Origin of the sequence: Streptomyces meridianus, assembly GCF_023703325.1 — a bacterium.
GTDB classification, from domain to species: domain Bacteria; phylum Actinomycetota; class Actinomycetes; order Streptomycetales; family Streptomycetaceae; genus Streptomyces; species Streptomyces meridianus.
On record NZ_JAMQGM010000002.1, the window covers coordinates 144,422 to 157,111 of the forward strand.

At 73.1% G+C, this 12,690-nt stretch carries 13 protein-coding genes; 6 read left to right on the plus strand and 7 right to left on the minus strand.

Features of this window, described 5'->3' with window-relative positions:
* Positions 1 to 14 precede the first annotated feature (14 nt).
* The gene (locus tag M1E25_RS25550; RefSeq protein WP_285830245.1) at positions 15 to 731 is read left to right on the plus strand and encodes a collagen-like domain-containing protein; all 717 of its coding nucleotides are present in this window, start codon (positions 15 to 17) and stop codon (positions 729 to 731) included.
* Positions 732 to 860: 129 nt separating this feature from the next.
* On the opposite strand, the gene M1E25_RS02340 is transcribed toward M1E25_RS25550, so the two are convergent.
* Together M1E25_RS02340 and M1E25_RS02345 are read right to left on the minus strand one after the other, a co-directional pair.
* Positions 861 to 1,529: a DNA-3-methyladenine glycosylase I gene (locus M1E25_RS02340; protein WP_308290377.1), complete on the minus strand. Its 669-nt coding sequence runs from the start codon at positions 1,527 to 1,529 to the stop codon at positions 861 to 863.
* A complete protein-coding gene (locus tag M1E25_RS02345) occupies positions 1,526 to 1,897 on the minus strand; it encodes a DivIVA domain-containing protein (protein WP_251408649.1) in 372 nt (123 codons plus the stop codon). Before M1E25_RS02345 ends, M1E25_RS02340 begins: the two co-directional genes overlap by 4 nt.
* A 191-nt stretch (positions 1,898 to 2,088) precedes the next feature.
* On the opposite strand from M1E25_RS02345, the gene folP reads away from it, so the two are divergent.
* Positions 2,089 to 2,949, plus strand: coding sequence for a dihydropteroate synthase (gene folP, locus M1E25_RS02350; RefSeq protein WP_251408651.1), 861 nt, complete (start codon positions 2,089 to 2,091; stop codon positions 2,947 to 2,949).
* A gap of 42 nt (positions 2,950 to 2,991) precedes the next feature.
* Here folP and M1E25_RS02355 read toward each other — a convergent pair whose 3' ends face one another.
* The gene (locus M1E25_RS02355) at positions 2,992 to 3,777 is read right to left on the minus strand and encodes an LOG family protein (protein ID WP_251408653.1); all 786 of its coding nucleotides are present in this window, start codon (positions 3,775 to 3,777) and stop codon (positions 2,992 to 2,994) included.
* Between the two features lie 71 nt (positions 3,778 to 3,848).
* Complete coding sequence (dapE, locus tag M1E25_RS02360) at positions 3,849 to 4,919, minus strand: succinyl-diaminopimelate desuccinylase (RefSeq protein WP_251408655.1); 1,071 nt, start codon at positions 4,917 to 4,919, stop codon at positions 3,849 to 3,851.
* Between the two features lie 26 nt (positions 4,920 to 4,945).
* On the opposite strand from dapE, the gene M1E25_RS02365 reads away from it, so the two are divergent.
* A complete protein-coding gene (locus M1E25_RS02365) occupies positions 4,946 to 5,917 on the plus strand; it encodes a VldE C-terminal domain-containing protein (RefSeq protein WP_251408658.1) in 972 nt (323 codons plus the stop codon).
* A 302-nt stretch (positions 5,918 to 6,219) separates the two neighbouring features.
* Positions 6,220 to 6,711, plus strand: coding sequence for an ATP-binding protein (locus M1E25_RS02370; protein WP_251408661.1), 492 nt, complete (start codon positions 6,220 to 6,222; stop codon positions 6,709 to 6,711).
* An 81-nt stretch (positions 6,712 to 6,792) separates the two neighbouring features.
* On the opposite strand, the gene dapC is transcribed toward M1E25_RS02370, so the two are convergent.
* Positions 6,793 to 7,896, minus strand: coding sequence for a succinyldiaminopimelate transaminase (gene dapC, locus M1E25_RS02375; RefSeq protein ID WP_251408664.1), 1,104 nt, complete (start codon positions 7,894 to 7,896; stop codon positions 6,793 to 6,795).
* 188 nt (positions 7,897 to 8,084) lie between these two features.
* Positions 8,085 to 8,405 carry a ferredoxin gene (gene fdxA, locus M1E25_RS02380; RefSeq protein WP_187811607.1) on the minus strand — a complete coding sequence of 107 codons (321 nt, stop codon included), beginning with the start codon at positions 8,403 to 8,405 and terminating at the stop codon, positions 8,085 to 8,087.
* 138 nt (positions 8,406 to 8,543) lie between these two features.
* On the opposite strand from fdxA, the gene M1E25_RS02385 reads away from it, so the two are divergent.
* The gene (locus M1E25_RS02385; protein ID WP_251408667.1) at positions 8,544 to 9,659 is read left to right on the plus strand and encodes a GNAT family N-acetyltransferase; all 1,116 of its coding nucleotides are present in this window, start codon (positions 8,544 to 8,546) and stop codon (positions 9,657 to 9,659) included.
* Between the two features lie 17 nt (positions 9,660 to 9,676).
* Positions 9,677 to 10,507 carry a SirB1 family protein gene (locus M1E25_RS02390; protein WP_251408670.1) on the plus strand — a complete coding sequence of 277 codons (831 nt, stop codon included), beginning with the start codon at positions 9,677 to 9,679 and terminating at the stop codon, positions 10,505 to 10,507.
* Positions 10,508 to 10,648: 141 nt separating this feature from the next.
* Here the strand turns inward: M1E25_RS02390 and M1E25_RS02395 are convergent, their stop codons facing one another.
* Positions 10,649 to 12,679: a hypothetical protein gene (locus M1E25_RS02395; protein WP_251408673.1), complete on the minus strand. Its 2,031-nt coding sequence runs from the start codon at positions 12,677 to 12,679 to the stop codon at positions 10,649 to 10,651.
* Positions 12,680 to 12,690: the final 11 nt, after the last annotated feature.

The window sequence follows — 12,690 nt, forward strand, 5'->3', positions numbered from 1 at the left end:
CGTCAAGGAGCAAGATGGCTCACGAGACCAATGCCAAACCATCCTCGTCCCCGCTGAGGCGCGTCTGGGCGGTCGGCAGCGTGGTCGTCCCGCTGTCGTTCTCGCTGATGGGGCTGACAGGGCCCGCGTACGCGGCGGGCTTCGGCGCCACGGGTGCGACCGACCTCAGCATCCCTGCCGTGCCGACTGTCCCGTCCGCCGTGCAGAGCGTCATCGCTGCGGACGAGCAGGCCGAGGACTCCGGTTCGGGCGAGCACGGCAAGTACGCCGACCAGGAGCAGGGCAAGGAGAAGCACGGCAAGTACGCCGAGCGGGAGCACGGCAAGAAGGAACACGGCAAGGAGGGACACGGCAAGCACGAGAAGCAGGGCCCGGCCGGGCCGCCCGGGCCCCCTGGACCTCCCGGGCCGCCCGGGCCCCGTGGAGAGAAGGGCAAGGACGGCAGGCCCGGCCCGCAGGGACCCCAGGGCGAGACCGGCGCGTCGGGGCCCATGGGAGCCCAGGGCCCGCAGGGCGAAAAGGGCGACACCGGAGCCCAGGGCGAGACGGGACCCCAGGGCGAAAAGGGCGACACCGGAACCCAGGGCCCGCAGGGCGAGACGGGACCCCAGGGACCGCAGGGCCCCCAGGGACCGCAGGGGCCTCCCGGAAAGTCCGGGCACAAGTCCGGGCACAAGGGTGATCACGACGGTCACAAGTCCGGGGAGCACCAGGAGCACGGCGACTGGTGACGGTCCGGAGGCGGTTCGCCCGTGCCTGGCGGCCGTGTCGGCACATCGGGGATCAGTGCTGCGGGCCGTCAGGTGCACGGCCGCCTCCACGTCGCCGTGTCACCTCGGAGGCGGACGCCCAGCCCGGCTTCACCGCCGGGTGCGGCGTCCGCCCCGCGCCGACGGGCTCTCCCCGGGCGGGGAGCCGGCCGGGCACCCGCGCCGGACGCAGTCGGCCAGGTGGTCGTCGACCAGTCCGCAGGCCTGCATCAGGGCGTAGGCCGTGGTGGGTCCCACGAACCGGAGCCCGCGCTTTTTGAGGTCCTTGGCGAGCGCGGCCGATTCGGGCGTGACGGCCGGGACGTCCGCGACCGTCCGCGGGACCGGCCGACCCGCCGGGTCCGGTGCGTACGACCAGATCAGCGCGTCCAGTCCGCCCTCGGGCCACTCGGCCAGAACCCGGGCGTTGGCGATCGTGGCCTCGATCTTGGCGCGGTTGCGGATGATCGACTCGTCCTGCAGCAGCCGTTCCACGTCCGCGTCGGTGAAGGCCGCGACCGCAGGGATCCGGAACCCGTCGAAGGCGGCCCGGAAACCGTCACGGCGGCGCAGGATCGTCAGCCAGGACAGGCCGGACTGGAATGCCTCCAGGCACAGCCGTTCGTAGAGGGCTTCGTCGCCCCGGACCGGTCGGCCCCACTCGGTGTCGTGATACTCGACGTACACGTCGGCGGACAGGCCCCAGGGGCAGCGCAGGAGTCCGTCGGGGCCGGCAAGCGGCCCTCCGGGCGCGGGCTCCCGGCCCGCTCCGTCGCTCACCGCCCGGTCCCGCGGCCCCACGGGCCCGGCCAGTCGCTGCCGTCGCCGCCGGAGCCCGGACGCGGGCGTCCGCCCCGTGCGCCGGCCAGTCGGGCCTCCAGTTCGCCGATCCGCTCGTCGCGCTCGGCGAGTTCGGCGCCGAGCCGGTCGAGCACGTCGTCGACGTCGGCCATGCGGTAGCCGCGCAGCGAGATGGGCAGCCGCAACTCCTCGAGGTCCGCCCGCTCGACCGCACGGTCGTCGGGCAGCGGGTCGTGGAGCCGGTCCCGCGGCGCCTCGGGCAGGGCCGCCCCATCGTCGCCGCCGATCACCATCAGCGTCACGGCCGCGACGACGACCACCAGCGCGATGAGCAAGAACCAGAACATGACCGTCTCCCCGAGGTCCGTTCCCAATGTGACTGACCCGATCGTGCCATGCCATCACCGGGCGGTTCCCCCGACCGTCGTCCCGCGCCCCGCCGGACGCGGCCGGCGCCGGGCGCGGCAGGCTAGGGTCGACGGCCGGAACGGCCCGGAGGCCGCCGGTACGTGCCACGCGCGAGGAGGATGGCTTCAGCATGCTGCGACTGGGAACGCGGGAGTTCGCCGATCACGAGCCGGTGATCATGGCGATCGTGAACCGGACCCCGGACTCCTTCTACGACCAGGGCGCGACGTTCCGCGACGAACCGGCGCTGGCCCGGGTGGACCAGGCCGTGGCGGACGGTGCCGCGATCATCGACATCGGCGGGGTGAAGGCCGGCCCCGGCGCGGAGGTCACCGCCGAGGAGGAGGCCCGGCGCACGGTCGGTTTCGTCGCCGAGGTCCGCAAGCGCCATCCCGACGTGGTGATCAGCGTCGACACCTGGCGTCACGAGGTGGGTGAGGCGGTCTGCGAAGCGGGCGCCGATCTCCTCAACGACGCCTGGGGCGGCGTGGATCCGCGGCTCGCCGAGGTGGCCGCCCGGCACGGGGCCGGGCTGGTGTGCACGCACGCGGGAGGCGTCGAACCGCGCACCCGTCCGCACCGGACCGGCTACGACGACGTGATGGCGGACATCCTGGAGGTGACCGTCGGCCTGGCCGAGCGCGCCGCGTCCCTCGGCGTACCCCGCGAGTCGATCATGATCGACCCCGGTCACGACTTCGGGAAGAACACCCGGCACTCCCTCGAGGCCACCCGCCGGCTCGGGGAGATGACGGCGACCGGCTGGCCGGTGCTGGTGTCACTGTCGAACAAGGACTTCGTCGGGGAGACCCTGGACCGGCCGGTCAAGGATCGCCTCATCGGAACGCTGGCCACCACGGCGGTCTCCGCGTGGCTCGGCGCGCAGGTCTACCGGGTGCACGAGGTCGCCGAGACCCGTCAGGTCCTCGACATGGTCGCCTCCGTCGCGGGCCACCGGCCCCCGGCGGTCGCCCGCCGGGGACTGGCCTGAGCTCCGGGCCCCGCCGTCCCCGCGATGCGGGGGCGGCGGTGCTCAGTCCCCGATCCCCTGGACCCCGGCCTCCTTCGTGACGAGGTCGACGGCCTCGTCGATGTCGTCGGTGACGTGGAAGAGCTCCAGGTCTTGGGGAGCTGCCTTGCCCTGCGCGATCAGGGTGTCGCGCAGCCAGTCGGCCAGCCCCTGCCAGTAGGCGGTTCCGAAGAGCACGATCGGGAAGCGGGTGACCTTCCGGGTCTGGACGAGCGTCATCGCCTCGAAGAGTTCGTCCAGCGTGCCCAGCCCGCCGGGCAGGACCACGAAGCCGCGCGCGTACTTCACGAACATCGTCTTGCGGACGAAGAAATAGCGGAAGTTGACCCCGATGTCGACGTAGGCGTTGAGCCCCTGCTCGAAAGGCAGCTCGATGCCCAGGCCGACCGAGGCCCCGCCGGCTTCGCTGGCCCCTCTGTTGGCGGCCTCCATGGCACCGGGCCCGCCACCGGTGATCACCGCGAAGCCGGCCTCCACCAGGGCCCGGCCGAGCCTGATCGCGGTCTCGTACTCGGACGATCCGGGAGGCGTGCGGGCCGAGCCGAACACGCTGACGGCCGGGCCGAGTTCGGCCAGGGCGCCGAAGCCCTCGACGAATTCCGACTGAATCCGCATGACCCGCCACGGGTCGCGGTGCAGCCAGTCGCTCGCCCCCTGGGGACTGTCCAGCAGTCGCTGGTCCGCGGTGCCGTGCTGCATCTGCTGGCGACGGCGCACCACGGGCCCCTGGTGCTGCTCCGACGGGACGCGCTCTGCATCGGCGTTGCCCACGGTGTGCTCCCTCCGCATGGCCCCGCCGGGCGGCGGGGACAGATCCGTGCAGTTCAGCGTAGGCCCACCGAGGTGACGGACACGGGAACTCAGGCGGACAGCCAGGCGTGCAGTTTCTCCTCGGCCTCCAGCACGGCCGCCACGGCGACGTGCTCCTCCCGGGTGTGTGCCAGCTTCGGGTCGCCGGGGCCGTAGTTGACCGCGGGCACCCCGAGAGCGGAGAAGCGGGCGACGTCCGTCCACGCGTCCTTGGGCGCGGGCTCGGTGCCGATCGCACGGACGAACGCAGCTGCAGCGGGGTGGGACAGACCGGGCAGTGCTCCCGGCGCGGAGTCGGTGAGCACCACCGTGAAGCCGTCGAACACTTCGTGCATGTGCGCGAGCGCCTCCTCCTCGTTCCGGTCGGGCGCGAAGCGGAAGTTGACGATCACCGAACAGGCGTCCGGGATCACGTTGCCGGCGTGCCCGCCCTCGATCATCACGGCGTTGAGGCCCTCGCGGTAGGTCAGGCCGTCGATGTCCACCGCGCGCGGCTCGTAACCGGCGAGCCGCTCGAGAACCGGGGCGGCCTTGTGGATGGCGTTCTCACCCAGCCAGCTGCGCGCCGAGTGCGCCCGGCGTCCCGTCGTCTCGACCCGGATCCGCAGGGTTCCCTGGCAGCCGCCCTCCACCTTGGCGTCCGTGGGCTCGAGCAGCACGGCGAAGTCACCCGCGAGCCACTGCGGGTGGTTCTCGGCCAGCCGCTTGAGCCCGTTGAGCTCCGCGGCGACTTCCTCGTGGTCGTAGAAGACGAAGGTCAGGTCGCGGTTGGGCGCGGGAAGTGTTGCGGCGATGCGCAGTTGCACGGCGACGCCGGACTTCATGTCCGACGTGCCGCAGCCCCAGAGCACCCCGTCGGAGTCGAGCGTGGAGGGGACGTTGTCGGCGATCGGCACCGTGTCGATGTGCCCGGCCAGGACCACCCGCTCCGCCCGGCCGAGGTCGGTGCGGGCCACGACCGCGTCACCGTCCCGTTCCACCGTCAGGTGCGGCAGCGTGCGCAACGCTGCTTCGACGGCGTCGGCGAGGGGCTTCTCGTGCCCGCTCGGGGAGGCGAAATCGACCAGCTGTGCCGTGAGAGCGGCAGCGTCCAGGGACAGGTCAAGCGAGTTTTCGGCCATGCCCAGACCCTAGCCGTTCCAGTACGGTGGGCGGCGTGTTCGAGTCCTCTCCCTCCTCCCGCCGCAGCGGCCTCCTGCGCCTCGCCGCAGGCTGTACGGCGCTGCTGGCGCTGGTCGGCTATCTGGTGCTGCACCTGGTCACCAGCGGTTCGACGCCGCCGCGTTGCACCGTGCGGGGCCCCGGGCAGAACGGAACCCCGTTCACCCTCCAGCCGGAGCAGGCGGTGAACGCGGCCACCATCGAGGCGGTGGGGTCCTCGCGGGGGCTGCCGGAGCGTGCGATCACGATTGCGCTGGCCGCCGCCATGCAGGAGTCGGGACTGCGGAACATCGACTACGGCGACCGGGATTCACTCGGCCTCTTCCAGCAGCGCCCGTCGCAGGGGTGGGGCACCGGAGCGCAGATCCGGGACCCGGTGTACGCGGCTGGGAAGTTCTACGACCACCTCGTCACCGTTCCCGGGTACTCGCGGCTGCCGCTCACCGTGGCCGCCCAGCGGGTACAGAAGAGCGGGTTCCCGCAGGCGTACGCCAAGCACGAGCCGCACGCCTCGCTGCTGGCAGCCGCGCTGACGGGACGTTCCTCGGCCGCCTTCAGCTGCACGTCGCACGTCGGGAGCAGCACGGCGGGCGACGTGACTCGGGTGCAGAAGAAGCTGATGCGCGAGTTCGGCAGGGACGTGCTGCCGGTGCCCCGGGCCGCGGTGCGCGAATCCGGCAGCAGTGGTTCGCCGCGCGCGGCGGCGGGATCGGGCGCGGCCGGTGGGGCAACGCTGGAGGTACCGGTCCGCGCGGTGCGCACCGACGGCGGGGACGCCCGGCGCGGCTGGGAGTTGGCGCACTGGGCGGTCGCCCACGCGACGGAGCTGCACATCGCCCAGGTCTCGTACGGGGGCCGGGTGTGGAGCTCGTCGAACTCGGACGGCGCCTGGCGGCCGTCGGGAGCGGAGAGCGGCGCCGGCGTGCGGGGCGAGGTTCGCATCACGATCGTTCAGTAGTGCCCGGGGACCCCCGGAAGGGGGACGCGGCGTCATCTGCCGGGCGTGGTGCACCGAGCAAGCGGACCGTTCGGGATTTTCCCTGTTTTCCCTTGTCGGGCAAGGGATGTGGCGCTTCGTCACACCACAGTCGATTGAGCGGTATGCCCCGCTTTGTCCGAGGCCCGATTATGCGACGCATTGCCAAGTCTTTACCCGGGGTCGCCGCAACCTTACGGGCGCTCGAGCGGTAGTCACTGCGTCCGCCTGGCGGACACGTCAGTTGTCCCAGAGTTTCCGACTCCCTCCGCCAAAGGAGCACAATGTCCCTCCCCTTCACGCGTCGGATCGTCGCTCGAGCCGCGCTGCTGGTCGCAGCGGGCGCCGCTCCCCTCGTCGGCGCGGCCGGCACCGCCGGCGCCGTGGAAATGCCGACGACCTCCGGCCTGGACAGGGTGAACACCGCGGTCGACCAGGACACCGTCCAGAAGGCCGTCGGCACCGCATCGGGAGCCGCCACGAAGCAGACGGGTGCTGTCGGCGGCAAGGTCCTGAAGTCCGCCATGCCCCCGGCCGGGAAGACCCTCAAGAACCTCGGGGCAACCGCTTCCCCGACCACCGCCTCGAAGAAGGCGTCCCCGGCCGCCGCGAAGAAGAAGGCCGGGAAGACCACGCAGATGTCCGGCACGTTGGTCGGTACGACCGCCAAGTCCCTGACGGGCGGCGTCCAGGCGCCCACCGGGTTCACCAAGGGGCTCCCGTCCTCCGGCAAGCTGCCCGGAGGCAAGCTCGGCAAGGGCTTCCCCCTGGCCTGAGCCGATCCGGCCCGCACGCCGACGGGCCCGGGAACACGCAACGCGTTCCCGGGCCCGTCGGCGTCCTCCCGTCCTCGCGCGTCAGCGCAGCCGCTCGACGGCCGTCCGCACCCGTTCGTCGGTCGCGGTGACGGCGACCCGCACGAAGCGTCCGCCGGCCGGACCGTAGAACTCTCCCGGCGCCACGAGGAGGCCACGCTGCGCGAGGTCGCCCACCGTGTCCCAGCAGGATTCGTCCCGGGTCGCCCACAGGTACAGGCCGGCCTCGCTGTGCTCGATGCGGAAGCCCGCCGCCTCCAGGGCCTCCCGCAGCGCTGAACGGCGCGCAGAGTACCGGGCCCGCTGTTCCGCGACGTGCGCGTCGTCCCTGAGCGCCGCGGCCGTCGCCGCCTGTACCGGGGCCGGGACCATCAGGCCGCCGTGCTTGCGGATCAGGAGCAGTTCGCGGAGCACCGCGGCGTCACCGGCGAGGAAGGCGGCGCGGTACCCGGCCAGGTTGGAACGCTTGGAGAGCGAGTGCACGGCGACGATTCCGCCGGTGCTGCCGCTGCAGACCTCGGGGTTCAGGACGGAGACCGGCTCGGCCTCCCACCCGAGTTCCAGGTAGCACTCGTCGCTGAAGACCAGGATGCCGTGCCGGCGCGCCCAGGCGACCGCGCGGCGCAGCTCGTCGGCCGCGAGCACCCGACCGGTGGGGTTGGACGGCGAGTTGAGCCACAGCAGTCGCACTCCGGCCGGGTCGAGCGCCTCGAGTTCGTCGACGCCGTCGTAGGTGACGGGTTCGGCTCCGGCGAGCCGCGCCCCCACCTCGTAGGTCGGGTAGGCCAGCCGGGGATGGGCGACCCGGTCACCAGGCCCCAGGCCCAGCTGGACCGGCAGCCAGGCGACCAGCTCCTTGGAGCCCACGACGGGCAGCACGTTCTCGTGCGTCAGGCCCGCCGCGCCGAGCCGGCCGGCGGCCCAGCCGGTGATCGCGTCGCGCAGCTCGGCCGTACCCCACACAGTGGGGTAACCGGGGCTGTCGGAGGCCCCCGAGAGGGCCTTGCGCACCAGTTCGGGGACCGGGTCCACCGGGGTCCCCACGGAGAGGTCGACGAGACCGTCCGGGTGGGCCGCGGCAGTCGCCTTGGCGGGCTCGAGCCGGTCCCACGGGAACACGGGCAGACGGGCAGAGACTGCGGTCACGGTGCTCACTTTCTCGAATCTCCTCGGGCCGGCCGGCGGCGGCCGGCAACCGGACCGGCCCGGGCCGAAAACGCCGCGGTCCCGCACGGCCGTGCCGACCGTACGGGACCTGGCAGGCGTACAGAGCCGGCCGTGGGCACTTGCCGGCTGCGACCGGGTGGGGGCACCACCCGGTCGCAGCCGGGGAACTACTGGTTCTGCGGCGGCAGACCGGCGATGAAGGGATGGTCACGCTCGATCAGGCCGAGCTTGGAGGCACCACCGGGCGAGCCGAGCTCGTCGAAGAACTCGACGTTCGCCTTGTAGTAGTCCTTCCATTCCTCCGGGGTGTCGTCCTCGTAGAAGATCGCCTCGACCGGGCACACCGGCTCGCAGGCACCACAGTCGACGCACTCGTCCGGGTGGATGTACAAGGACCGGGAGCCCTCGTAGATGCAGTCGACGGGGCACTCCTCGATGCACGCCTTGTCCTTGACGTCGACACAAGGCTGCGCGATGACGTAGGTCACGCTGTCGTTCCTCCTCGATAGGGCCGGCGGACCGGTGTGCGGCTCCGCCGCGGGCGCGCGGGAGCGCGGCGTCGTCGATGCCCACACCTAGTATCTCCGTTCGCGGGCACGAGTCGAACAGGAGGGGCGGGCAGAGCTGTGGAATTCACCGTCGGCGGACAACTCGCGGTCCGAATCACCGCCGCCGATGTGGGCAAAAGGGTATCCGTACGCCGTTCGACCGGGAAAATGGGGCCCGGCGAAAGGTTCACGGACACCGTGGGTGTGCTCACATCGTGGAACGAAGGTGTGCTGCTCGTCACACGCCGGTCGGGCGAAGTCGTCCGTATCGCGGAATCCGACCTGGTCGCGGGCAAGGTCATCCCTTCGGCGCCGGGGGGCGGCGCCGCCCGGCGGGGCGTCCCCGTGGCGAGCGAGGCGGAGCTGACCCGGGTCGCCGCCCGGGCCTGGCCCGCGACGGAGAACGAGCCCCTCGCACCGGACGCACCGGACGGCTGGCTGCTGCGCGCCGCGGCCGGCCGCGCCGGTGATCGGACGGGCGGGCCGTCGGGCTTCACCCGACGGGCCAACTCCGTCCTCGCGCTCGGCGCACCGGGGCTGCCGCTCGATGATGCACTGGGGCGTGTCGTCGCCTGGTACACCGAACGCGGTCTGCCGCCCTACGTCCAGACCGGCACCGGACCCGGGGGCGCATCCGGTCTGCCCGGGGAGCTGGAGCGGCGCGGCTGGCGGCGGGAGGTCTCGGCGCACGTCCTCGTGGGGGCGCTCGCACCGCTCGCCGACCGTCTGCCGGACCGGGCCGGGGTGCGGTTGTCGCGGAACGTCGACGAGGCGTGGATGACCCGCTACGGGCGCTCCGGCGGCCCGGACCCCGAGGCCCGGGCCGTGCTGCGGGGCGGGCCGTCGGTGTGGTTCGCGACCTGCCCGGCGCCCGGGGATGCGACGGAGAACCGCATGAGAGGGGAGCCGGGGGCGGAGGAGCCGGGCATTCCGGCGGCGATCGGACGGCTGGTCGTCGACGGCCGCTGGGCCGGATTCACCGCCGTGGAGGTCGCGCCGGAGTTCCGCCGCCGGGGCCTGGCGTCCGCCGTGATGGGCGCCCTCGCCCGGCAGGCGCTGGAGGAGGGCGCGTCGGCGGCGTATCTCCAGGTGGAGACCGGCAACACGGCCGCGCTGGCGCTCTACGCGGGCCTGGGATTCACGGTGCACCACACCTACGACCACTGGCGAGCACCCGAGGAGGTCGGGCCCTGAGCGGGTACGAGTCCGGTATGCGAGGAACGCGGGAGCGGTTCGCCGAGGAGGCGCGCGGGGAGAACCCCGACCTCGCCACGCTCTGCCTCCTCATCGGCGCCGAGGCCGACCCGGAGTTCGGCGAGGCCCGGATCGACGAGGCCCAGATCGAACTGGACCGGCTGGCCGGAGAGCTGCCGTTCGCCCCGTCGGGCGGACCGCGCGGCCGGGCCGCCGCGGTGGGCGAACTGCTGGGCGGCCGCTACGGCTTCCACGGCACCCGGGACGACTACCGGCGCCTGGAGTCGTCACTGCTCCACGAGGTCCTGCGGCGCCGCCGCGGCCTGCCGATCCTGTTGTCCGTGGTCTGGATCGAGGTGGCCCGCCGGGCCGGCATTCCGGTCCACGGCGTGGGTCTTCCGGGACACTTCGTCGTCGGATTCGGCGACCCCGGCGGACCGGGCGGGGAGGTGCTGGCCGATCCGTTCGAGGGCGGGCGCCTGCTCAGCGCGGAGGACGCCGGGGTCCTGGTCTCCGGGACGGCCGGCACCGAACTCACCTCCGAGATGCTGGAGCCTGCGGATCCGCTGGAAACCGTGCTGCGTGTGCTGAACAACATCCGGGCCTGGGCCGCGGCCCGCCCGGAACGGACCGATGTCCAGCTGTGGGCGGTCGACTTGTCCCTGCTGCTTCCCAGCCACCCGGCGCGGCTGCGCTACGAACGGGCTGTCCTGCTCACCCAGCGCGGCGACTTCACCCGCGGTGCGCGGGAGCTGGAGGAGTACGCCGAAGTGATCGCGGCAGCGGACCCGCAGACGGCCGAGGCCGCGCGCAACCGGGCGCGCGCAGCCCGGGCGATGCTCAACTGACGTTCACGATCGGCACGTCCGCCGCCTCCCGGGAAACCTGAGCAGTGCCTGCCCCTCCGGGAGCGGACACGCCGTCGCCTCCCCGCCCCTCGAGGGGCGGGGAGGCGACGGGTGGCGCGACCAGTCGGCCTCCGGCGGGCTTCAGCCGCCGTCCAGCGGGATGACGCCGATCCGCTGGGCCGGGTCGGTCTTCAGCAGCGCCGGCGCCATGGCGTTGACCACGTCCTGCGGGGTGACCGGCGTCTTGCTGCCGTTGCCGCGACGGATGAGCACGCCGTCGAAGGTGCTGCCGTAGAGCTGCTTGATCGCCTTCAGGTTGTAGTGCTCGACGAGCTTTCCGTCGACCACCCGCATGGAGAGGATCTTCGGCAGCGACTTGTCCGGCCCGAACTGGATGACGCCGGTCCCGGCCTTGATCGTGACCAGGCCGGACATGGCCGGCTGGGCGAAGGTGCGCATCTTCCGCTGGATCTCGGCGTTGCTGACCGCCGGCTTCCGCACGCTGCTGGGCAGCTCGACGGCCCCGGCCCTGCCGGTCGCGGCCTGCTTCCGGAACGCGTCCGAGACGGCGGGCACCGCCTTCGCCACGTCCAGCGCCTCGTGCGGCTTGCCGGGCACCGGGACCGCACGGCCGGGCACGAACCGGATGGTGCCGTCCAGAGCACCCGACGCCTCGCCCGAGGCCAGCTTGAGGGCCGCGGCCAGCTTCTCCTCGTCCACCCGGAAGACGGGGTCGGCCTCGTGGGAGGCGCCGAAGAGCGAGCCGATGACGGTGACCGGGTTGTAGTCGCGGCCCGCTGCCCGGCGGACCGTCGCCTCGGGGCTGAGCCCGAGCCCGGACTTCTCCGGCTGGAGCTGTACCTGTTCACCGTTGACGCTGAGGGTCAGCGGGGCGCTGGTCCGCTCACCCACGGCGTTGGCGAGCTTCTGGGCCGCCGCCGCCTCGGACATGCCGCCGATGTCGGTCCCCAGCACCGTCGTGCCGTTGGGGACGTCCGCGTGGTCGAGCAGCAGACCGGTGCCGTAGGCGATGCCGAGCACGCCGACGATGACACCGCCGGCGAGCACCGCCTTGGAACGTCCCTTCGGCCCGGTGCCGGAACGGCCGGAGCCGGAGCGGCGCGACTGACCCGACGCCCCGGAACGGCGCCCGTCCTGGGGCACCACCGGAACACCGCTGACCAGCGTGTCGCCCGAAACGTGGGGGCCCGGTGCCTCGAGCCCCTCGTCGGCGTCCGCGCTCGGACCGGTCAGGTCACCGATTCCGGGCGCGCCGACCTGAACTCCCGTGCCGTACGCGGGCGCGCGGCGGTCGGCCGGCGGTCCGGGGCGACGCTCGCCCGGGCCCTGGGGACGGCCGGCACGCGGGGGCGCGGGGCTCTCCGCGGCCTCCGCCGCCGCAGGCCGCGGGCCAGGGGGCTGCGGCTCCTTCGGCAGCTCCTGACGAGGCTCCTCGGCCGCCGGGCCACGGGAGTTGAAGCCACGCTGGAAGGCGGGCGGCAAGAGTGACTCACCGGGCATCATGCCGGGAGTGTCGCCGGAGGCCGGGCCGGTGGTCGGACCCGACGGCTCGTCGTCCTCCGCCCCGAACCCGGCCGCGCTCCGGTCGTCCGGCCGGCCGGCGGTACGGTCGCCGGACGGTGACGGTCCGCCGGCTGCGCCGCTGAAGTAGGGGAGGCCGGAACGTCCGCCGGTGGCCGGACCGGGCGGGCCGGCGGGCACCTCGGGAGCAGGCGCCGATTCCGACGGAGGCGGCGGGGGCGCCTTGCGCGGGGCGAACCAGGAGCTCGTGCGGCCGGGCCCCTCGGTGGGCCCCTGCGGCGCCGCGGCGGACTCCGGGCGCTGCGGCGGCACGGCGGGGGCCGGGCGCTCGGCCGTGGTGCTGTCGTCCCGGCGGGGCGCGTCCGCGTCCTCCTCCACCGGCTTGCGCACGACGACCGGCGGGATCGGCCGCGACCCGGGGATGTTGATGCGGATTCTGGTGGTCAGCTGGGTCTCGGTACGCGGGTTACCGGACTCCGGCGCCGAGGCGTCCGAAGTGCCGGACGCGTCGTACGAGGCTGCGTCCTGCGTCGGGTACTGGGGGGGTCCGTACGGCGGGGTCCCCGAGGGGTAAGCACCTCCGCCACGCCCTTCGGGCCCGGAGGACGAACTGTCGGTTTCACGACTCAAGGCAGGTTCTC

Bases quoted from the DNA above. Each gene is read 5' to 3' on its own strand.
- M1E25_RS25550 (WP_285830245.1), top strand. From the start codon at position 15: ATGGCTCACGAGACCAATGCCAAACCATCCTCGTCCCCGCTGAGGCGC.
- M1E25_RS02355 (WP_251408653.1), bottom strand. From the start codon at position 3,777: ATGCGGAGGGAGCACACCGTGGGCAACGCCGATGCAGAGCGCGTCCCG.
- M1E25_RS02345 (WP_251408649.1), bottom strand. From the start codon at position 1,897: ATGTTCTGGTTCTTGCTCATCGCGCTGGTGGTCGTCGTCGCGGCCGTG.
- folP (WP_251408651.1), top strand. From the start codon at position 2,089: ATGCTGCGACTGGGAACGCGGGAGTTCGCCGATCACGAGCCGGTGATC.
- M1E25_RS02390 (WP_251408670.1), top strand. From the start codon at position 9,677: ATGCGAGGAACGCGGGAGCGGTTCGCCGAGGAGGCGCGCGGGGAGAAC.
- dapE (WP_251408655.1), bottom strand. From the start codon at position 4,919: ATGGCCGAAAACTCGCTTGACCTGTCCCTGGACGCTGCCGCTCTCACG.
- M1E25_RS02370 (WP_251408661.1), top strand. From the start codon at position 6,220: ATGTCCCTCCCCTTCACGCGTCGGATCGTCGCTCGAGCCGCGCTGCTG.